The organism is Paracidovorax valerianellae (assembly GCF_900102625.1).
GTDB classification, from domain to species: domain Bacteria; phylum Pseudomonadota; class Gammaproteobacteria; order Burkholderiales; family Burkholderiaceae_C; genus Paracidovorax; species Paracidovorax valerianellae.
Map to the genome: position 1 here is coordinate 1 of NZ_FMZC01000009.1, position 20,358 is coordinate 20,358.

A 20,358-nucleotide genomic window follows, 5' to 3' on the forward strand; every position below is an offset into this window, starting at 1 on the left:
GGCACACCGTGTACGAGCCGGGCAACTTCGTGCCGCTGCTGCAGCTGCAGCGCCGCCAGGGGGCCAAGGACGCGGTGCAACTGCTGATGGACCTGGGCGCAGAGCCGGGGGAGGCCGCGCAAGCATCTAACACCGCCGCCGCGGCCAGCACCTTCGCGGCCATGCCGAGGGCGCAGCGGGAGATGGTGCAGGCGGCGCTGCAAAGCGTGCTGGAGCCGGCCACGGGGGCGAAGGCGCTGCAACGGGCTCAGGCGCACATGCCCCGAGAGCTTGCACAGCTCATGGCGGGCAGCGTGGGCCGGTTGCAGGCCGAGAGACAAGCCCAGGCGAAAACCAACCCGCTGACCATCCGGCATTACCTGTGCGACCACCTGGGCACACCGATCGGGCTGGTGGATGGCAACGGGGAGAAAGCAGGGCAAGTGACCTGAGCGGCCAGCTATGGGGCGTGGGGGGAGGTGCAGGAGGAATACAACCCGCAACGGATCGAGCAGAGCATTCGCTTCCAGGGGCAGCAAGGTCGCCACCCGGCGGGCGGTACGATCCACGCCACCATGCCCATGACGCCCCACTGTCCCTCCTGCCGGCAACCCGCCGAGACCCATCGTTTCATGGCGCACGGCGGCAGCACGATCGAGCTGGACCTGTGCTTCGCCTGCCAGGGCCTGTGGTTCGATCCGCAGGAGAACACGCGGCTGGCCCCGGCCGGGGTGTTGGCGCTGTTCGAGCTGCTGCACCAGCACCGCAGCGACACCCGCCACCCGGTGGCGCAGCGGCTGCAGTGCCCGCGGTGCCCGCGCGGGCTGGAGCCCGGCTTCGACGTGGCCAAGGGCGGGCGCTACAAGACCTTCCGCTGCCCCGAGCGGCACGGCCGGTTCAGTACCTTCGGCTCGCTGATGGTGGAAAAGGGCTTCGTGCGGCACCTGTCGGTGGCGGAGATCGAGGCGCTGGCCGAGCGCGTTGGCACCATCCAGTGCACCAGTTGCGGCGGCACGGTGGACATCCGCAACGACCACGCATGCCCCTATTGCCGCTCGGCCCTGTCGCTGCTGGACCCGCAGGCCGTCGACCGGGCGTTGAACCGCCATGCCAGCGCCGCCCGGGCCCTGCCCGCTGCCGCCGCGTCCGGCCCGCCCGGGCCTTCGGACGTGGCCGATGCGCTGGTGGCCCTGGAGCGCGTCCGTTCGCAGGAGCAGCGCCAGCAGGAGAAAGACCGGTTGCTCGGCACCGGCGACCGCCTGGATCTGCTGGCGGCCGGGCTGGCGCTGAGGCCCTGAGGCCACAAGCGCCGCGGGGTGCATCGCTGCCGTCAGCGCTGGCGGCGGTTCAGCAGGGCATAGAGCCCGATCGCGCCGAAGGTGGCGGTACCGATGCCGCCGAGCGCGAAGTCGCCGAACTTGAGCGTGAAGTCGCCCGTGCCGATGATGAGCGTGATGGCCGCGACGATGAGGTTCTTGTTGTCGGAAAAGTCCACGCGGTTGTCCACCCAGATCTTGGCGCCCGCCACGGCGATGAGGCCGAAGACGACGATGGACACGCCGCCCATAACCGGCAGCGGGATCGCCTGGATCAGCGCGCCGAACTTCGGGCTGAAGCCCAGCAGCAGCGCGATCAGCCCCGCCACCAGGAACACGGCGGTGGAATAGATCTTGGTGGCCGCCATCACGCCGATGTTCTCGGCATAGGTGGTGACGCCGGTGCCGCCCACGCCCCCGCTCACCATCGTGGCGATGCCGTCGCCGATGAAGGCGCGGCCCATGTAGCGGTCCAGGTTCTGGCCGGTCATGGCGGTCACTGCCTTGATGTGGCCCAGGTTCTCGGCCACCAAGATGACCGCCACGGGCGCGATCAGCAGCATGGCGGGGCCGCTGAACACCGGCGCCGTGAAGTGCGGCATGCCCAGCCAGGGCGCGGCGGCCAGGGCCGACAGGTCCAGCGGCTTGCCCCAGCCCAGCAGGTTGGTGAACACGGCATAGATCACGCTGGCCGCGATGAGCCCCAGCAGGATCAGCAGGCGCTGCGCCATGCCCCGCGTGAGCACGGCCACCAGCCCCACGCACACGAAGGTGACGGCCTGCATCCAGCTCTCGAAATTGTTCGCGGCCATGTTCTTGATGGGAATGCCGGCCAGGTTCAGCCCGATCACCGCCACCACCGCGCCGGTCACCACCGGCGGCATGAAGCGCTCGATCCAGCCGGTGCCGATGGCCTGCACCAGCACGCCGATCAGCGTGTAAGCCAAGCCGCAGGCGACGATGCCGCCCAGCGCCACCGCCATGTTCGCGTTGGGCCCCTGGCCCGCGTAGCCGGATGCGGCCACCACCACGCCGATGAAGGCGAAGCTGGACCCCAGGTAGCTCGGCACCCGCCCGCCGGTGATCACGAAGAAAATCAGCGTGCCCAGCCCGCTCATGAGGATGGCCACGTTCGGGTCGAACCCCATGAGGATGGGCGCCAGCACCGTGGCGCCGAACATCGCGATCACGTGCTGCACGCCCATCACGGCGGTCTGCCCCCAGGGCAGGCGTTCGTCGGGCGCCACGACGGCGCCCTGGGCGGCGGTGGTCACCCGCCAGCGGGGAAAGTAGGGGGAAGGCACGTGAAGGTCTCCTGGAATGTGATGGCCCCGCGCGCTGGCGGCGGCCTGTTGTCGGGGGGAACTGCCGCTTCGGGCGTGGGCGAGTTTAAGAGCGCCGTACCCCGTTTCGGCCCCTGCGCCCACAGCCGCGTAGGAAAGAGACGACCCCGGGGGCGCGAGGGGCTGCGTTAACGTGCCCGTCAGACGCTGCACCGCGCCCTTTCCTGTTTCGTTTCGTCGCCCCGCCATCGGGGCTTTTTTCTTCAACGCCCTCTTTCTTGACGCACACATGCCGCGCCACCGTCTACGCTGGATTGCCCTGGGCGCCACTGCCGTGGTGCTGGCCGGCGCAGGTGCGCTCGCGGTGTGGTGGCCGTCCGAGGCCGAACTGGCGCAACGGGTGGGCGATGCCGCCACCGAACGGCTGGGGGTGCCCGTCACCATCGGGCAACTGCACTGGTCGCTGTTTCCCTCGCCCCGCGTGGAATTGCGCGACGTGCACACCGACCAGAAGGCGCCGCTTACCGCCGGGCGCATCTCCGCGGGCATCCGCTGGGGCGACCTGCTGCACCGGCGCCTGGCGGTCACCGACCTGCAACTGGAGAACGCGACCATCGCCCAGGTGTCGCTGTCCGACTTCAAGGTGCGCGACGCGGCGAAACAAGAGGCGTCGCTGCCCTTCACCCTCGCGCCCATTCCGCTGGAGCGGGCCGACTGGCAGGACGTGCGCTGGGTCAGCCGCAACGGCCGCTCGCTCACCTATGCCGGCAGCGCGCAGTTCGACACCGCATGGCGGCCCCGGCAGGCCTGGCTGGAGCGCACCGGCGCCCCGGTGCCCACCCGCATCGACATCGCGCGCGAAGGCACCGAAGACCGCTGGCGCGCCGACGTGACCGCCGGTGGGCGCACCGAGCAGGGCACCCTGCGCCTGCAGGAGATCAGCGGCCTGTACCGCGTGACGGGCGCCATCGACTTCGCCGGCGTGGACCTGCAGGGCCTCATGGGGGCGTTCGAGCGCCGCACCGTGGTGGCCGGCAAGGCCACCGGCCACACCGACCTGATCGCCGAGGGCGCCGACCCCGCCGAGGCCGTGCGCGCGCTGCACACCCGCACGCGCTTCACCGTGGCCCGTGCCCGGCTGCTCACCTTCGATCTGGAAAAAGCCGTGAAGACGGTCGGCACCCACCGGGGCGGCACCACCCAGCTCGACAGCCTGGAGGGCGTGGTGCGCACCGAGGCGGACCGGGGCGGCACCATCGTGCGCTACAGCGACCTCAAGGCGACCTCTGGCGCGCTCACCGCCACGGGCGACGCCGTGCTGCAGAACCGCCGGGTGAGCGGGCATGTCGCCGTGGACGTGGTGGACGGCCTGGTGGGGCTTCCGCTGGAGTTCGGCGGCACCATGGACGACCCGACCCTTTCCCTGCCGCCCGCCGCACTGGCCGGCGCGGCCGTGGGCACCGCCGTGGCGCCGGGCATCGGCACCGCGATCGGCGCCCGCATCGGCGAAACGCTGCGCCGCATGTTCGGCGACGACGAACCGGCTGCGCCGCCCCCCGGCCCGCCGCCCGGCACCTCGCCGCTGAGCGGCCGTGCCGGTAAGACCTGACAGATCCGTTCCCATCGTCTCCTAACGATCCATAAAAAAAATGGCCTCCACCGCAATAAACACTAAGGCACATTGCTATCAAATCAGGAGTGATCTGTGCGCGGCACGCTGTCGTATGAAGGGTCGCAATCCACTCCCGCCCCTGCCATGGCGGGGCGCTTTCGATCGATAGGAAACCATGCCATGACCAGCGGCATCCCCCCTCTTTCCCCCTTGTTCCTCACCTCCGGCGGCGAAATGGCGCAGCGCATCGCCCGCCACGACTGGGCGGCGACGCCCCTGGGCCCGCTCGTCGCCTGGCCGGCCCACGTGCAGTGGGCCGTCTCCACCATCCTGCGGGCATCGGTGCCCATGGCCACGCTGTGGGGCGAGTCCGGCGTGCTCATCTACAACGACGCCTACGCGGCGTTCTCGGGCACGCGCCACCCTGAACTGCTGGGCTGCGCCATCCGCGAGGCGTGGCCCGAAGCCTGGCAGTTCAACGACCACGTCGTGAAGACCGTGCTGGCCGGCGGCACGCTGAACTACCAGGACCAGGAGTTCCTGCTGAACCGCAACGGCCACGCCGAGCCGGTGTGGATCAACCTCGACTATTCCCCGCTGCTCGACGACGCCGGCCAGCCCGTGGGCGTGCTGGCACTGGTGGTGGACACCACTTCCAAGGTCCAGGCCGAGCGGCGGCTCAAGGGCGAGCGGGAGCGCTTCGCCCAGCTGTTCGAGCAGTCGCCCAGCTTCATGGCCATGCTGGAGGGGCCCGACCACCGCATCGCGCTGGCCAACCCCGGCTACCTGCGGCTGGTGGGCAACCGCCCGGTGGTGGGCCTGAGCGTGGCGCAGGCGCTGCCCGATGCGGCCGCGCAGGGCTACGTGGAACTGCTGGACCGGGTCTATGCCAGCGGAGAGGCGCTGACGGCCCACGCCGCGCGCTATGTGAACCAGATGGAGCCGGGCGGGCCGGTGCGCGAGCACTACGTGGACTTCGTCTTCCAGCCGATCCGCGACGGCGGCGGCGCGGTCACCGGCATCTTCGTGGAAGGCGTGGACATCACCGACCGCATGGCGGCGGAGGCGCGGCGCGAAGCGCTGGCGCGCTTTTCCGACCAGCTGCGCTCGCTGGACAGCGTGGACGCCGTCTGCTTGGCCGCGGCCGAAACGCTGGGCCGCACGCTCAAGGTGAGCCGCGCAGGCTACGGCGCCGTCGATGCCGAGGCGCAGACCGTGCAGGTGCACCACGACTGGATGGCGCCCGGCTGCGACCCGCTGGCCGACGTGATGCACCTGCCCGATTTCGGCGCCTTCCTGGACGACCTGGCGCGCGACGAATCCGTGTGCGTGGCCGACGTGCGCAGCGACGAGCGCACCCGCGCCCGCGCCCAGGCACTCGAAGACCTTTGCGCCCGGGCCTTCATGAACATGCCGGTGGTGGAGCACGGCCAACTCGTGGCCATGCTGTTCGCCCACCATGAAGACGTGCGCGACTGGACGGCCGAGGAGATCGCCTTCATGCGCGAGGTCGCATCCCGCACGCGCACCGCCGCCGAGCGCGCCCGCACCGAGGCGCAGCTGCGCGAGGTCAACGAATCGCTGGAGCAGGCCGTGGCGCAGCGCACGCGCGAACTCATGGAGGTCGAGGCCAAGTACCGCCAGTCGCAGAAGATGGAGGCCATCGGCCAGCTGACCGGCGGCATCGCCCACGACTTCAACAACCTGCTGGGCGCCATCAGCGCCAGCCTGCAGGTGCTGGAAAAGCGCATCGGCCTGCAGAAGTTCGAGAACGCCGAGCGCTACATCGGCATGGCGCAGGGTTCGGTGCGGCGTGCCGCGGCCCTCACCCAGCGCCTGCTCGCCTTCTCGCGCCGCCAGACCCTGGACCCCAAGCCCGTGGACGTGAACCGGCTCGTCGGCAGCATCGAAGAGATGGTGCGCCGCACCGTGGGCCCCGCCGTGCAGCTGGAGGTGGTGGGCGCGGGCGGCCTGTGGCTGACCCGGGTGGACCCGTCGCAGCTGGAGAACGCGGTGCTCAACCTGTGCATCAACGCGCGCGACGCCATGTCGCCCCGAGGCGGGCGGCTCACCATCGAAACCGCCAACAAATGGCTGGACGACCGCGCCGCCAGCGAGCGCGAACTGGCGCCGGGCCAGTACATTTCCGTGTGCGTGACCGACACCGGCGCGGGCATGGAGCCCGACGTGGCCGCGCGCGCGTTCGACCCCTTCTTCACCACCAAGCCCATGGGGCAGGGCACGGGGCTCGGGCTGTCGATGGTCTACGGCTTCGTGCGCCAGTCGGGCGGGCAGGTGCGCATCTACTCGGTGCCCGGCGAAGGCACCACCATGTGCCTGTACCTGCCCCGCTACGTGGGCGAGGCCGACCCCGAGGTGCCGGAACTGCCCGTCATCTCCGGCCACCAGGCCGACGGCGAGGTGGTGCTCGTCATCGAAGACGAATCCATCATCCGCTCGCTGATCGCCGAAGAACTGGAAAACCTGGGCTACCAGGTCATCTCGGTGGGCGACGGCCCGGCCGGCCTGCACATCCTGCAGTCCGAGCGCCGTGTGGACCTGCTGCTCACCGACGTCGGCCTGCCCGGCGGCCTTAACGGCCGCCAGGTGGCCGACGCCGCCCGCGTGACGCGGCCGGACCTCAAGGTGCTGTTCATCACCGGCTATGCCGAAAACGCGGCGGTGGGCAACGGCCTGCTGGAATACGGCATGGAGGTGATCACCAAGCCCTTCGACGTGGGCGCGCTGGCGGGCAAGGTGCAGGAGATGATCGAGCGGTGAATGCGCGGCGGTGCGTACAGCGGCAGGCGCCTGCTGCCGCTGTCAGGTCACGGCCGCCGGCGTTCTGCGATGCCTCGGCTCATGGGCTGATCCGCTGGGTCGCATGCGTGAAGAACGTGTTGCCCCCCGAGGTTTTGAACTCCGGGAAGTCGCGTGACGGCGCACCCGAGCCGGCAGTGCGCCAGCCGAAGAGACCGGTGGGGCTGGGATCGGGTGCGAGGTTCTCGGTGGCTACTTCGAGCGCGGCGTTGTAGAAAGCCGTGTACTGCGCATTCCAGCGAATGTTGGTGGCGTCGTTCACGAGCGCCAGCACCCCGTTGATCGTTTTCTCCTGGCCACCGCCCAGCTGCGGATACTGATCGAATCCCTTGAACTGCACGCCATGGGCGCTGGCGCGGACGATGTCCGTCAGGCTGCGGGCGTTGGGAGCGCCGAAGTCCTGCGGCCTATTCGAGTTGAGCCTGTTGTGAAGAACGCGCCGCATCATTCGCATGCCCTGCTTGGCGTCTTCGATGTCTTTCACCCCCGCATCGCGCCACGTCTGCGGAGCGGGCGCTTCTGCCAGAAACAGACGCATCAGCATGCCGGCATCGGAGGCGGCATCGGGCAGCGACACCGGTTTTCGGATCGTGATGCTGACGAGCGGCGGGGTGATCGTTAGCAGCGGAGCCCCTGCGCCTTGCTGCACCTGGATGGCCAGCTTGGCATTGCCCTCGCGCATGGCCGTGACCACGAAGGCCCATGAGTCGGCGCGGCTGTTGTGGGTGCCGCTTACGTCCAGCAGGTTGGGGATGTCGCTGACGGCGACGAGTTTCTGGCGCTTGTCGATGGCTTCGAGCTTGACGCGCAGCTTGTTGCCTACCACCAGGGTCAATACGCTGGGGACAGGGGCGTCGTAGGCAAACTTCAAGAGAGCGTTGGGCATAGGAAAGGTCAATGGGAGAGAAGCAGGCGCGTGCACGCAGCGTTTGTTTTTGCTCGCAACGTGCTTGAAGGAGGGCCGAAGGCCAGCAGGCGAGCGCCGATCGCTCGCCGTGGCCGCTGTAGGCCGTCTCAGGGATTCGAGGGGCGAAATGCGAGAACGCGCACGACGGTGCCGATGAGCCGGCATTGATTCCGGATGCGGTCCACCCAGGCCCGGGTGACGAGGTAGGTGCTGGAGCCGACCGCCGCCTCATCCGCCACCACATCGGTCTTGAGGTTGACCGACTTTCCGTTCGCCAGGGCCGCGCCGCGGCTTGCCGCGTCATCGTCCTGAGGAGCGCTGGGCGCGCCTGCTGGCTGTGGCGCAGGCACTCTCAGCCTGTAGAGATGCGATCCGGTCGTCCACTCCATCCACACCAGGGCAAATCCCTGCGGATCGGCGTTGGAGGGGGGGAATGCCTGCTGCACGAAGCAAAACGATTGCGGACGCCGTGTCTGGCGAAGCTCCGTCAGGAAGGCCCGAAGCATTTCGGGACTCGCCAGGTTTTCGGCCGCAGGCTTCGAGAAGGCAGGGTCGGGTGCGACGCGCTCAGACTGCCGCAGTGCAGCGCCCTTGGCGCCTTGATCTGCGAGGGCGCCAGACGCCAGGGCCACCAGCGCCGCTGCAAAAATCCAGGGGCGGGGATGAAGTGCCAGGTGGCGCGGTCCACGAAGGCGCAGGCGCGAATGGAAGGTCATGGAGCAGGGGGGAAGCTGGAACCCGCGTAGTTTACGCAGGCGCCTGGCAACTCTTTGCGGGCGCGCATCGGGTGATGGCGGCCGCTGTGCGCCCCCTTACGCCGTGCGCAAAGCCCGCTCGATCCGGTTTCGCGCCACCGTGGTCTTGGGCACCTTGAAAGGGAACCAGGCGCGCACGTCTTCTTCCAGCCCGATGCCGTGCATGTAGTTGTAGATGGCCTTCTTCAGGGCGCCGCCCAGCGCATCGTGGTCCACGCCGGTGGGGTCGAAGAACGCCACGTCGTTCTTGGCGAAATCGCCCGGGGGCAGGGGTGCCAGGGTCACGCCGTATTCCTCGGGGTGCTTGCCTACGGGGGAGTGCACGGTGCAGGCGAAGCGGTGGAAGAAGCCGCTCTGGATGCAGCCGTTGGCGAACAGCTGGCGCACGTATTCCAGCGCGTCCACGGTGTCCTGCACTGTCTGGGTGGGAAAGCCGTACATCAGGTACGCGTGCACGAGGATGCCGGCGTCGGTGAAGGCCCGCGTCACGCGCGCCACCTGGTCCACCGACACACCTTTTTTCATGAGCTGCAGCAGCCGGTCCGACGCGACCTCCAGCCCGCCCGAGATCGCGATGCACCCGCTGTCGGCCATCAGCTCGGCCAGGTCGGGCGTGAAGGTTTTCTCGAAGCGCACGTTGCCCCACCACGAGATGCCGGCATTGCGCGCGATCAGTTCCGTGGCCAGCGCCTTGAGGGCCTTGGGCGGAGCGGCTTCGTCCACGAAGTGAAAACCCGTCTGCCCGGTCTCGCGCACGATCTGCTCGATGCGGTCGGCCAGCACGGTGGCGCTGGCGCCTTCGTAGCGGCTGATGTAGTCGAGGCTCACGTCGCAGAAGCTGCATTTCTTCCAGTAGCAGCCGTGTGCCACGGTGAGCTTGTTCCAGCGCCCGTCGCTCCACAGCCGGTGCATGGGGTTGAGCATGTCCAGCAGCGACAGGTAGCGGTCCAGCGGCAGGCCGTCCCAGGTGGGCGTGCCCACTTCGGCGAAGGCGATGTCTGCCTCCATCATGTTGATGTACTGCACGGCGCGCGTTTCGGCGTCGCGCACGAAGGTGCGCACCAGCCGCTGGCGGCCGCGCTGGCCCTGCAGGTGCTCCAGCAGGGCGATCAGCGGGCGCTCGCCGGCATCGAGCGTCACGTAGTCGAAATGGTCGAACACGCGGGGCTCGGCCAGTTCGCGCAGTTCGGTGTTGACGAAGCCGCCGCCCAGCACGGTGGCGATGTGCGGGTGCCGCGCCTTGATGGCCTGGGCGATGCGAAAGGCCGCATACACCGAGCCGGGAAACGGCACGGACAGCAGCACCACGTCGGGTGCGTGGCGCTCGATGGCCTCGTGCGTGAGCGCCTGCAGCATCTCGTCCACCAGCGTGTGCGGCGCAGCCAGCGCATCGGCCAGCGGATCGAACGTGGGCTGGCTGCCCGCCAGGGACTCGGCATAGCGCACGAATTCGAAGCGCTCGTCCACCGCGTCGCGCAGCACGTCGGCCAGATCGTTCAGGTACAGCGTGGCGAGGTGCTTGGCCTTGTCGTGCAGGCCCAGAGCGCCGAAGGCCCAGCCCAGCGGGTCGCCGCCTTCGTCGTCCACATACACGTCCAGCGTGGCGAAGCGCGGCCCCTCGGGCAGGTAGTGGCGCCCGGCAATGCGGTGCGCCAGCGTGGAGTCGCGCCCCTGCAGGAAGGCGATGGCCGGCGCCACCGTGGCGAGGTAGCGCTCCTGCTGCGCGGCGAAGGACTGCACCGCCGGGCTGCGCTGCGCCTCGGAGATGGCCTGCACCTTGTCCGCCACCGCTCGCAGCCCTTCGGGCGAGAGCAGGCGCAGCACCAGCGCCAGCGCCAGGTCTTCCTGGAACGCGGTGACGCCGCGCGAACGCAGGAAGCCCGTGAGGTAGGCACTGGAAGGGTAGGGCGTGTTCAGCTGCGTCATCGGCGGGATGACGGCCAGCACGCGGGGGGTCGAGGCGGACATGGGTGTGGGGGGCAGGGCGGCCGCGCAAAAAGCGGGGGGTCAACAGAGCGCGGCGGAAGGCGGGCGAGGGCCGATTATCCCGCCGGGCTCAGGCCGGCGCGCCGCGTGGGGGCTTCGACCGTCCGGAGACGGGCAGTTCGCCGGCCTGCCAGACGAAGCGGAACGTGGGCACCCGCGTGCCGCCGGATGCGTCCCAATGGTCGGCCTGCACGTTCGCGGCCCCGTGGGCGGCATAAAAGCGCTGTGCCTGCAGGTTGCTCCGCAGCACCCAGAGGAACACGCCCGCATCGGGGCAGGCGGCGGCGCAGTGGTCCGCCACGGCGGCGAGCAACCGTGCACCGACGCCCGTGCCATGCGCCTGCGCGCTCACGTGGATGTTGTCCAGCAGGCTGCCCCACACCGGGTCTTCGCCCGTGTAGGCGCACACGAATCCGAGCAGGCGATCGCCTTCGGCGGCCACGGTCACGTGCTGTCCTGCGGGCGGCTGCGGCGACTGCAGCCGCTCTGTCCAGAGCGCGAGCCGGTCGGCCTCCACGTCGCTGGCCAGGTACCGGTCGGACAGCGCGCCCCGGTAGGCGAACCGCCAGCTGGCGGCGTGCAATGCGGCGATGGCCGGGGCGTCCGCCGGCAGGGCGGGGCGCAGCAGTGCGGTCATGGCCGGCCCTTGCGGGCGGCGCGGTCGAATTTCTGCCAGTACGCAAACTCGTCTTCGTGCACCTCGAAATCGAGTTCGGCCACGCGCTGCTGCAGGCGCTCCTGCACGTCGGCCACGGCGCGGTTGTAGATGCTGGGCCCGACCTCTTCCAGAAAGAAGCTCAGCAGGCCGCTGGCCGCGATGTTGCCGATCTTCTCGTCCCGGTTCTCGCGGAAGTACCGTTCGATGGAGGCCACGGCCTGCTGGTGGACGTCCTTGGGCAATGCGAGGGTCATGCGCGCTCCGTGCAAAAAGGCTGAAAGGCGGGGGCTGGGCCGGATGGGCCCGCCGCCGATTCTGCCTGCCCGCCCGGCCGCTGCCGACCGGCCTCGGCCCCTCAGCCGGCCACCGGCACGATCGAGTGGCCTGCGGCCGCCAGCAGCGTGCAGGCGCGCTCGCAGTCCGCCTCGGCCAGCAGCAGGTGGTCGCCATCGAAGGTGGAGACCACGAAGATCCCGATGTCGTTCTCGGACAGCGGGCGGATCACCGACAGCACGATGCCTGTCTCGCCGAACGCGAACGGCCCCACGAAGCGGAACGCCACCCAGCCCCGGTCGGCCTGTACGCCTTCGGGCACGCGCTCCTGCAGGCAGGTGATCGACAGCTCTTCGCTGCTGCGCGAGATCGACACGAACCCCGCGCCGTCGGCCCAGGGCGGAATGGCCGCCTGCGGTGCCAGCCGCGCGACCGCGTACCGGGAGGGCAGGGTGGCGAGCGCGATGCGGCGGGCGGGCGACGGCGGGGATGAAGGCGAGGATGAAGGCGTGGCGGTCATGGTGAAGGTCATGGGGTCATCTGCAGGGGCGTGAAGGCCAGGAAGAGCGCGATCGAGAACATCACCACCGCGATGCCCGCGTCCAGGCAGCGCCAGGCCACGGGTTTGGCGAACCACGGCGCCAGCCGCCGCGCGCCCAGGCCGAGCGTGAGGAACCACAGGGTCGATGCCGTGGTGGCGCCCACCGTGAAGCTGACCTGCTGCCCCGCAGGCTGCTGGCCGCCAATGGCGCCCAGCAGCACCACGGTGTCCAGGTACATGTGCGGGTTGAGCAGCGACACCGCCAGCACCGCCGCGAAGGCCTGCCGCACCGTGGGACCGGCGCCGAGCCCGCCAGGCCCGGCCGCCAGTGCCCCGTCGGGCCGCAATGCGCGCCGTAGCGCCCCGAAGCCGTACCAGGCGAGGAACGCCGCGCCGCCCCAGCGGGCGATGGCCAGCAGCCAGGGCTGGCCCTGGATCAGCGCGCCCATGCCGGCCACGCCCGCGGTGATGGCGATCACGTCCACCGCGATGCAGGTCGCCACCGTCAAGGCCACGTGCCGGCCCAGCAACCCGACGCGCAGCACGTGCGCGTTCTGCGCACCGATGGCAATGATCAGCCCGGCGCCGGTGCCGAACCCATGCAGGAAAGGAGTGAGAGAAAACATCGGCGAATTGTCTGGCCGCTCTGCCGAAACGCATCCGGAATTGGGAAAATATCGGCTTGGCCGAGAATTTCTCAACTTTCACCGTACGAGGCGCCATGACACTGGATTCCAAGCAATGCGAGGCCTTTCTGGCCGTCGCCGAAGCGGGCAGCTTCGAGCAGGCCGCAGTGGCGCTGCACATCACCCCTTCGGCGGTGTCACTGCGCGTGCGCGCGCTGGAGACGCGGCTGGGCCAGCCCCTCATCGTGCGCGGGCGGCCCAGCCGCGCCACCCGTGCCGGCCGGCAACTGCTGCAGCACCTGCAGCGCGCCCGCGTGATGGAGCAGGACCTGCTGGCCGGGCTTTCCGGCGGCGACGCGGGCGATGCGTTCTTTGCCGTCACGCTGGCGGTCAATGCGGATTCGCTCGCTACCTGGCTGCTGCCGGCGCTGTCCGGCGTGCTGCAGCGCGAGCGCATCGCCCTCGAACTGGTGGTGGACGATCAGGAGCACACCCACGCGCTGCTGGAGGCCGGCCTGGCCCATGCCTGCGTGTCCGCCCAGCCGCACGCCATGCGCGGCTGCACGGCCGAGCGCCTGGGTAGCATGCGCTACCGCCTGGTGGCGTCACCCGCGTTCGCCGCGCAGTGGTTCGGGCCGCGCGGCATCACCCGCGCATCGGCGCGCAAGGCGCCCACGGTGGTGTTCAACCACAAGGACCCGCTGCAGGCCAACGCGCTGCTGAACGCCTTCGGGCTGCAGGCCAGTGCCTACCCCTGCCATTACGTGCCGGCCTCGGAGGCGTTCGTCGCGGCGATCCGGCTCGGCCTGGGTTACGGCATGGTGCCGGAGCTGCAGATCGGCGATGCCATCGAACGCGGCGAGTTGCTCGACGTGCTGCCCGATGCGGCCACCGACGTGCCGCTGTACTGGCACGGCTGGTCGCAGCAGCCGCCCCGGCTGGAGCGGCTCGCACGGCGCGCCATGGAAGCGGCCAAAGGCGTGCTGTAGCGGCCTGCTCTCAAGCCCTTGCAGGTTTGCGAGGGCCGGAGGGGGCCTTTTGGGCAGGCGGCTTGGTTGCGGCCTTGGCCGTCGCCTTGGTCTTGGGGACGGATGGCGGCGTGGCCTCGGGCTCGGCATAGAAACCCAGGAACATGTCCACCGTGTCGTGCAGCACCCGCCGCTGTTGCGCCGCGGTCAGCGCGGGCTGGGCCAAGGCCAGCTGCGGCCAGAAGGCGAAGGCCTTGACCATGCCCTGCAACTGGTGCGCCGCATAGTGCGGATCGACTCCGCGGCGCAGGCGGCCAGCCTGCTGCGCGGCCAGAATCCACGCGGGCACGCCCTCTTCCTTTTCGCCCAGGCGCGCCACCATCGCCTGGGCCCGCGCGGGCGTGTGCAGCATCTCGGCCATCGCCACGCGGGACAGGTCGATGAAGCCCGCGTCGTTGAGCAGCTCCATCTTGCGCTGCAGCAGCTCCAGCAACTGCGCCCGCAGGGGTCGCTCGGGGTCGTGCACCAGCGGGGCCAGCGACTGGCTGCGCTCCCACAGGTGCCCGAGGATGGCGGCGAAAAGGTCGTCCTTGCTCGGAAAATGGTTGTAGACGGTGCGCTTGGACACATCGGCCGCGGCGGCCACCCGGTCCATGCTGGTGCCGTCGAAGCCGTGCTCGCGGAACTCGCCGATCGCCGCCTGAACGATGGCCTGGCGCTTGCGGTCGGTGAGGCGGACGGGGACTGTGGCGGGTACGGTCATAGGCAAAATTTTACACCGGGCAGTTTACTTTTAGGCTCGGAACACTACACTGTGCAGTGCAGTTTTTGCGAAGGGCCTGAAAGATATCGTCCAGGCGTCGCTGCCTGCCCCGCCTGCCTTCGCTTTTCCGGACTTTTCCCCTCTTTTTCTTCATCGCCATGGCCCACAGCATGTTCTCCTGCTCCGAATCGCCCGTCGCCTCGTATGCCGAGTCGCCCCAGTACGCCGGTGGACGGTTTCGCAACGTGGCGCCCCGGCACCGCCTGGGCACGCTCAAGATGCTCTCCGTCATGTGGCGCTTCGCCGTGGGCAAGCCCGCGAACACGGTGCCCGGCCAGCCCATCGCCGTGCAGCCGCTGACCACTGCCGCGCTGCTGCAGGCGCCGGACCTGAGCCTTTGGCGGCTGGGCCATTCGACCATGCTGATGAAGCTGGACGGCCATTTCTGGCTCACCGACCCGGTGTTCTCGGAGCGCGCTTCGCCCGTGCAGTTCGCGGGCCCCAAACGGTTCCACGCGCCGCCGCTGCGCATCGAAGACCTGCCGCCCATCAAGGGCGTGATCCTCTCGCACGACCATTACGACCACCTGGACCATGCGGCGGTGCTGAAGCTCGCGCCCAAGGTGGAGCACTTCGTCGCGCCGCTGGGCGTGGGCGACCGGCTCGTCGCCTGGGGCGTGCCTGCCGCCAAGGTGCAGCAGTTCGACTGGTGGCAGGGCACCACCATCGGCGGGGTGCGCCTGGTCGCCACGCCGGCCCAGCATTTCTCGGGCCGCAGCCTATCGGACGGCAACCGCACGCTGTGGGCCTCGTGGGTGATCATGGCGGCCGACCTGCGCATCTTCTTCAGCGGCGACACGGGTTACTTCGACGGCTTCAAGGCCATCGGCGAGCGCTACGGCCCCTTCGATCTCACGATGGTGGAAACCGGCGCCTACAACGCCGACTGGCCCGACGTGCACATGCAGCCCGAGCAGAGCCTCAAGGCCCACCAGGACGTGAAAGGCCGCCACATGATGCCGATCCACAACGGCACGTTCGACCTGTCGCTGCACCCCTGGGACGAGCCGTTCGAGCGCATCACCGCGCTGGCCGCGGCGGCCGGCGTGCCGCTGGTGGCGCCGGTCATGGGCGAGCGGCTGGACATCCGCGAGCCGGCCCTGTCCCGGCAGTGGTGGCGCGAGGCCGTGGCGCCGGCTGCACGCTGAAGGCCCTGTCCCGACGGTGTGCCGACCGTGCGCCGCTTCAGGCGCCGGCCGTGCCCTGCGCCGTCGCCAGGTAGTTGTTCTTCACGCGCACGTAGTGCTCGGCCGAGTACCGCAGGTAGGCCACCTCCTGCGGCGTCAGCGCACGCTGCCGCACCGCGGGGCGGCCCGTGTACAGGTAGCCGCCCTCCAGCACCTTGCCGGGCGTGACCAGGCTGCCCGCGCCCAGCATGACGCGGTCGCCAACCACCGCGTCGTCCATCACGATGCTGCCCATGCCGATGAGGCACTCGTCACCGATGGTGCAGCCGTGCAGGATCACCGAATGGCCCAGCGTGACGTAGCTGCCGATCACCAGCGGCGAACCGTCGGGCTTGCGGGGATGGCGGTGCGACACATGGCCCATCGCCAGGTCCTGCACGTTGGAGCATTCGCCCACGGTGATGCGGTTCACGTCGCCGCGCAGCACGGCGTTGCACCACACCGAACAGTCGCGCCCCAGGTGCACGTCGCCGATGACCTGGGCCGAGGGGTGGAGATAGACGCCAGTGTCCAGCGTGGGGGCGGTGTCGAGGTAGTTAGCGAGGGGCATGGGGCGGTCGCGGGAGAGAGAAAAAGGATGCCCGCAAGGTTACTGCAGCGGGCGGCCCGGCAGCACCGGCAACGCCGGCTGCAGCACGGTGTGCGTCACGCCACCCCTGTATCACGCCCGGCAGCGCGCCGCCCGGTCAGCAATCCCACGATCCCGGCCTTCAAGGGCGGCAACCGCCGGGCGCCCTGCAGCACCAGTTGCCGCATGACCCGGGGCAGCGGCCGCGCATCGGTGTACAGCCGCACGATGGCGTTGGTGCCTTCGTAGAGGGGCCAGACGCGGCGGTGGTGGTCGCGGGCATAGCGCTGCAGCGCCGCGGCCTCGCCGATGTCGCGGCCGCATCGACGGGCTTTGGTGAGCGCGTGTACGAGGCTTTCCACGCCGGCCAGGCCCAGGTTGTAGCCGTGCGCGGTCACCGGGTGCATGCCCACGGCCGCGTCACCGATCAACGCGCACCGATGGCCCGCGAAGCGGTCCGCATAGGTGGCGACCAGCGGGTAGGCGTGGCGCTCGCCCACCAGATGCATGGCGCCCAGCCGGTGCCGCAATTGCGCTTCGACCTGCTCGGCGAAGGTGTCTGCGCTTTGGGCCATCCATGCAGCGGCTTCCGGTGTGCCGGTGGTGACGACCACCGAGCACTGCGGAGTGCCGTCTGACGGGTCGTCCGGCAGCGGCAGCACGGCCAGGGTGCGGTCGTGGCCGAAGACTTCGTGCGCGATGCCGTGGTGGGGCAGGGCGTGGCGCATGCGGCAGACGATGACGGTGCGGCCGAAGTCCACGCTGCGTGCCCCGATGCCCAGTTGCTGCCGCACGGCCGAGAACCGGCTGTCGGCGGCCACGACCAACCGGGCCTGCAGGCGCTCGCGGTGCGGTCCGGGGCTGCCGTCAGCGTGGGTCCGCGTGATTTCGACGGCGGCATGGTCTGCCGCCACATGCACCTGTGCCACCTGCGCGCCGGCTTCGATCCGCACGCCCGGCAGGCGCGAGGCGACGGCATGCGCGGTGCGGCGCAGCGCGTGGTTGGGCACGATCCAGCCCAGGTGTCCAGGGCCGCTGCCCTGGCCGCCATGGCCTGGGTGCAGCGACAGCGGCGGGTGCCGGCCGATGGGGCCGTCGTGCACGCGCGCTTCGGCGATGCGGCCGATTTCGTGGGGTGCGAGTTGTTGCCACGTGCCCAGGCGCCGCAGCGCATTGGCGCTGGGATGGGTGAGCGCGATCTCGCGGCCATCGGGTTCCGGTGCGGCCAGCGCGGCGGCGGGTTGCCGGTCGAGCACCGTGCTGGTGAAACCGGCCTGGGACAGGGCGATGGCCAGCGACAGGCCGGCCGGGCCAGCGCCGACGATGAGGACATCGCAGTGCGGCGGCTGCAGCTGCGGTGGCGTTGGCGGGTGAGGCATGGGGCAGGGTGGCAGGGCGCCCGGGGCGGGCACGGGCGGCCATTGTGCGGCGACCCCTGCGCGCGAGGTTTGCACTGGGTCAAAAGAGGCAGCGGTGGCTTTGTATCGCCTTTATGCTATCAAATATATAGCTATACACCCTAGTGATGATTGCGCTGGAGGCCAAAAAGGCTCCAAGCCTCGCCAGGCACCACCCCCGCGCTACAGCGCCCGGTAGAAGAACGTGGTGCCGCACGGTTCGCCGTCGGGCATCAGCGCGTAGCCCGGCACCTCGCCCACGCGCTGCCAGCCGGCGCGGGCATACAGCCGCTCGGCGTCGCCGCCCGTCACCGTGTCCAGCACCAGCACGGTCTTGCCTTCCTGCCGCGCGACATCGTCCACTGCGGCCAGCAGGCGCTGGGCGATTCCCTGGCGGCGGGCGCGGCGGTGCACCAGCATCTTGGCCACGTCGGCGCGGTGGGGCTGGTTTTCGGGCTGCGACAGCACGAGTTGCACGGTGCCCAGCAGTTCGCCGCTGCCGGCGGCTTCGGCGATGAGCAGCGCCCGCTCGCCCCGGGCCACGCCGTCGGCCACGCCGCGCCAGAAGTCCACCGCCCGGTCGGCGGCCAGCGGGTGCATGAAGCTCACCGAGGCGCCGCCGGCCACGCAGTCGATCAGCACCTCGGCCAGCGCCGGCACGCAGGCGGCGGCTTCGTTGGTGCCCAGGCGCCGCACGGTCACGGCGGGAGAGGGGGCGTCGGTCATGGCAGGCTCCGGGTGGGGTGGGAAGGGTTGGTGGAGTGGGAAGATGCGGTGGGCAGCGTGGCGAGCGCCACCAGGTAGCGCGTGGGTCGGCGCGTGGGGTTGTGGTATTCGATGGCGCCTTCGAGCCGGTGGGCCAGGCAGTCGCCGGCCTCCAGCTGCCAGGTCGTGCCGTCCACGGTGATGTCCATGCGGCCGTCGATCATCCAGATCTGCTGGTGGATCTCGCTGCCGTGGTCTGCGCGCCCGTAGGCCACGCGCTGGCCCGGCGGAAACACCACGTCCACCAGTTGCAGCGGCGAGGGAACGGTGGGCGACACGTTGCGGCGCAGGTAGCCCGAGGCGGGGTCGGTCCACACGGGCTGCTCCGCTACGCGGGCCACGGGCGAGGGCGCGGCGCGGGCCTCGCCGTCCGCCTGGGGCGCATCGAACAGCGACGCCAGCGCCACGCCCAGGCCGCTGGCGAGCTTGTCCAGCACGGTGGCGGTGGGGCTGCTTTCAGCGCGCTCGATGAGCGAAATGTTGGAGCGGCTGACGCCGCTGCGTTCGGCCAGCGCGTCGAGCGAGAGGCCGCGCGCATCGCGCAGTTCGCGCACGCGGCGGGCCAGGCGGGTGGTGATGTCCATGCTTTCCAGTTTACTGGAGAATCTTCCAGAAAGATGGAAACGACGACGGCCCTAGCGGATTCAGCCCCGGTGCGCCGGCATGGCCCGCAGCGTCGCGGCCCAAAAGAGCAGGGCGGCCAGGCTGATGCCGAAGCCCAGGGCGCACACGCCGAGCCAACCGGCGTGCGCATACACCGAGGTCGATGCGATGGCCCCCAGGCCGCTGCCGGCGGCATAGAACAGCATGTAGCAGCCCACGAGGCGGCTGTGCGCCTGCGGCTGGCTGCTGAAGATCATGCTCTGGTTGACCACGTGCACGGCCTGCCCACCCAGGTCGAGCAAGACGATGCCGGCGGCCAGCGCCCACAGCGAGTGCATCGTGAACGCGATGGGCACCCACGACACGAGCAGGCAGGCCAGGGCGATGCCGGTGGTCCGCTGCCCGAGGCCCCGGTCCGCGTAGTGGCCAGCCCGTGCGGCGGCCAGCGCGCCCACCACGCCGACCAGCCCGAAGGCGCCGATGGCGGTGTGCGACATCGCATACGGAGGAGCGCTCAGCGGCAGCACGAGCGCGCTCCAGAAGGCGCTGAACGCCGCGAACATCAGCAGGCCGATCACGCCGCGGATCTGCAGCACGCGCTCGATCGCCAGCAGCGTGGCCATGGACCGCAGCAACGCGCCGTAACTGGATGCGGCAGGCGGCACGCGCGCGGGCGGCAGCGCCTTCCACAGCAGGGCCCACATGCACAGCGACAGCACGCACGAGGTGACGTACACCATGCGCCATCCCGCGAGATCGGTGACCGCGCCGGCCAGCACCCGTGCCATCAGCAGGCCGATGACGACCCCGCCCTGCACCGTGCCCACCACCCGGCCCCGTTCGGACGGGTGCGCCAGCGTGGCCGCGTAGGCGATCAGCCCCTGCGCCATGGCGGTGCCCAGCAGCCCGATGGCCGCCATTCCCACCAGCAGCAGGCCCGCCGTGGGCGCCCAGGCCACGCCGACCAACGCCAGGGCCAGCAGCGCCAGTTGCGTACAAAGCAGGCGCTTGCGGTGGACCAGATCGCCCAGCGCCACCACGAACAGCAGCGCCAGCGCGCAGCCGACCTGGGTGGCGGTGACCACGCCGCCCACCGCCATGGGCGGAATGCCGAAATCCAGCGCCAGTGCATCCAGCAGAGGCTGGGCGTAATACACGTTGGCGACGCTCACGCCGCAGCACACGGCCAGCAGCAGCACGAGGGGCGCGGACAGGCGGCCTGCGGTGGTGGGCGGGGCATCGGGAATTTCGGTAGTCATGGGGCGGTGCTTGAATCAGGTTGCAAATCAAA

The 20,358-nt window shown here is 70.0% G+C and carries 20 protein-coding genes; 6 read left to right on the forward strand and 14 right to left on the reverse strand.

What is annotated here, in order from left to right; all coding sequences use genetic code 11:
- Both BLT03_RS14370 and BLT03_RS14375 read left to right on the forward strand, forming a co-directional pair.
- Positions 1–431, forward strand: a 431-nt coding sequence (locus tag BLT03_RS14370; RefSeq protein WP_139160399.1) for an RHS domain-containing protein, incomplete at its 5' end; no start/stop codon positions are given.
- 123 nt (positions 432–554) lie between these two features.
- Positions 555–1,277 (forward strand): TFIIB-type zinc ribbon-containing protein, encoded by a 723-nt coding sequence (locus BLT03_RS14375; RefSeq protein WP_092744598.1) that lies wholly within the window; start codon positions 555–557, stop codon positions 1,275–1,277.
- A 32-nt stretch (positions 1,278–1,309) separates the two neighbouring features.
- Here BLT03_RS14375 and BLT03_RS14380 read toward each other — a convergent pair whose 3' ends face one another.
- Positions 1,310–2,599: a solute carrier family 23 protein gene (locus BLT03_RS14380; RefSeq protein WP_092744461.1), complete on the reverse strand. Its 1,290-nt coding sequence runs from the start codon at positions 2,597–2,599 to the stop codon at positions 1,310–1,312.
- A 268-nt stretch (positions 2,600–2,867) separates the two neighbouring features.
- Between BLT03_RS14380 and BLT03_RS14385 the strand changes: the two genes are divergently transcribed.
- Positions 2,868–4,187, forward strand: a complete 1,320-nt coding sequence (locus BLT03_RS14385; RefSeq protein WP_092744462.1) for an AsmA family protein — start codon at positions 2,868–2,870, stop codon at positions 4,185–4,187.
- Between the two features lie 183 nt (positions 4,188–4,370).
- Complete coding sequence (locus tag BLT03_RS14390) at positions 4,371–6,971, forward strand: ATP-binding protein (RefSeq protein ID WP_092744463.1); 2,601 nt, start codon at positions 4,371–4,373, stop codon at positions 6,969–6,971.
- A 79-nt stretch (positions 6,972–7,050) separates the two neighbouring features.
- On the opposite strand, the gene BLT03_RS14395 is transcribed toward BLT03_RS14390, so the two are convergent.
- The 7 genes from BLT03_RS14395 to BLT03_RS14425 form a co-directional block, all read right to left on the reverse strand.
- The gene (locus BLT03_RS14395; RefSeq protein ID WP_092744464.1) at positions 7,051–7,896 is read right to left on the reverse strand and encodes a hypothetical protein; all 846 of its coding nucleotides are present in this window, start codon (positions 7,894–7,896) and stop codon (positions 7,051–7,053) included.
- A 128-nt stretch (positions 7,897–8,024) separates the two neighbouring features.
- A complete protein-coding gene (locus BLT03_RS14400) occupies positions 8,025–8,633 on the reverse strand; it encodes a hypothetical protein (RefSeq protein WP_092744465.1) in 609 nt (202 codons plus the stop codon).
- Positions 8,634–8,729: 96 nt separating this feature from the next.
- Positions 8,730–10,640, reverse strand: coding sequence for a B12-binding domain-containing radical SAM protein (locus BLT03_RS14405; protein ID WP_175537763.1), 1,911 nt, complete (start codon positions 10,638–10,640; stop codon positions 8,730–8,732).
- An 88-nt stretch (positions 10,641–10,728) separates the two neighbouring features.
- Positions 10,729–11,295 carry a GNAT family N-acetyltransferase gene (locus tag BLT03_RS14410; protein WP_092744466.1) on the reverse strand — a complete coding sequence of 189 codons (567 nt, stop codon included), beginning with the start codon at positions 11,293–11,295 and terminating at the stop codon, positions 10,729–10,731.
- Positions 11,292–11,570 carry a DUF2164 domain-containing protein gene (locus BLT03_RS14415; RefSeq protein ID WP_092744467.1) on the reverse strand — a complete coding sequence of 93 codons (279 nt, stop codon included), beginning with the start codon at positions 11,568–11,570 and terminating at the stop codon, positions 11,292–11,294. The genes BLT03_RS14410 and BLT03_RS14415 overlap by 4 nt, the downstream gene beginning before the upstream one ends.
- Before the next feature lie 101 nt (positions 11,571–11,671).
- A complete protein-coding gene (locus tag BLT03_RS14420; protein ID WP_245711400.1) occupies positions 11,672–12,121 on the reverse strand; it encodes an ACT domain-containing protein in 450 nt (149 codons plus the stop codon).
- Entirely contained in the window at positions 12,118–12,756 is a 639-nt protein-coding gene (locus BLT03_RS14425) for a LysE/ArgO family amino acid transporter (protein WP_092744468.1), read from the reverse strand. The genes BLT03_RS14420 and BLT03_RS14425 overlap by 4 nt, the downstream gene beginning before the upstream one ends.
- Before the next feature lie 95 nt (positions 12,757–12,851).
- Here BLT03_RS14425 and BLT03_RS14430 point away from each other — a divergent pair, with 95 nt between their 5' ends.
- Positions 12,852–13,745: a LysR family transcriptional regulator ArgP gene (locus tag BLT03_RS14430; RefSeq protein ID WP_092744469.1), complete on the forward strand. Its 894-nt coding sequence runs from the start codon at positions 12,852–12,854 to the stop codon at positions 13,743–13,745.
- A 10-nt stretch (positions 13,746–13,755) separates the two neighbouring features.
- Here the strand turns inward: BLT03_RS14430 and BLT03_RS14435 are convergent, their stop codons facing one another.
- The gene (locus BLT03_RS14435; protein WP_092744470.1) at positions 13,756–14,487 is read right to left on the reverse strand and encodes a TetR/AcrR family transcriptional regulator; all 732 of its coding nucleotides are present in this window, start codon (positions 14,485–14,487) and stop codon (positions 13,756–13,758) included.
- Positions 14,488–14,645: 158 nt separating this feature from the next.
- On the opposite strand from BLT03_RS14435, the gene BLT03_RS14440 reads away from it, so the two are divergent.
- Positions 14,646–15,695, forward strand: a complete 1,050-nt coding sequence (locus tag BLT03_RS14440) for an MBL fold metallo-hydrolase (RefSeq protein ID WP_092744471.1) — start codon at positions 14,646–14,648, stop codon at positions 15,693–15,695.
- A gap of 37 nt (positions 15,696–15,732) precedes the next feature.
- Here BLT03_RS14440 and BLT03_RS14445 read toward each other — a convergent pair whose 3' ends face one another.
- The 5 genes from BLT03_RS14445 to BLT03_RS14465 form a co-directional block, all read right to left on the reverse strand.
- Complete coding sequence (locus BLT03_RS14445) at positions 15,733–16,284, reverse strand: gamma carbonic anhydrase family protein (RefSeq protein WP_092744472.1); 552 nt, start codon at positions 16,282–16,284, stop codon at positions 15,733–15,735.
- 95 nt (positions 16,285–16,379) lie between these two features.
- A complete protein-coding gene (gene ubiM, locus BLT03_RS14450) occupies positions 16,380–17,681 on the reverse strand; it encodes a 5-demethoxyubiquinol-8 5-hydroxylase UbiM (RefSeq protein WP_092744473.1) in 1,302 nt (433 codons plus the stop codon).
- Positions 17,682–17,882: 201 nt separating this feature from the next.
- Positions 17,883–18,425, reverse strand: coding sequence for a GNAT family N-acetyltransferase (locus BLT03_RS14455; RefSeq protein WP_092744474.1), 543 nt, complete (start codon positions 18,423–18,425; stop codon positions 17,883–17,885).
- Positions 18,422–19,048: a helix-turn-helix domain-containing protein gene (locus BLT03_RS14460; protein ID WP_092744475.1), complete on the reverse strand. Its 627-nt coding sequence runs from the start codon at positions 19,046–19,048 to the stop codon at positions 18,422–18,424. Before BLT03_RS14460 ends, BLT03_RS14455 begins: the two co-directional genes overlap by 4 nt.
- Before the next feature lie 60 nt (positions 19,049–19,108).
- The gene (locus BLT03_RS14465) at positions 19,109–20,326 is read right to left on the reverse strand and encodes an MFS transporter (protein ID WP_092744476.1); all 1,218 of its coding nucleotides are present in this window, start codon (positions 20,324–20,326) and stop codon (positions 19,109–19,111) included.
- Between the last annotated feature and the right edge of the window lie 32 nt (positions 20,327–20,358).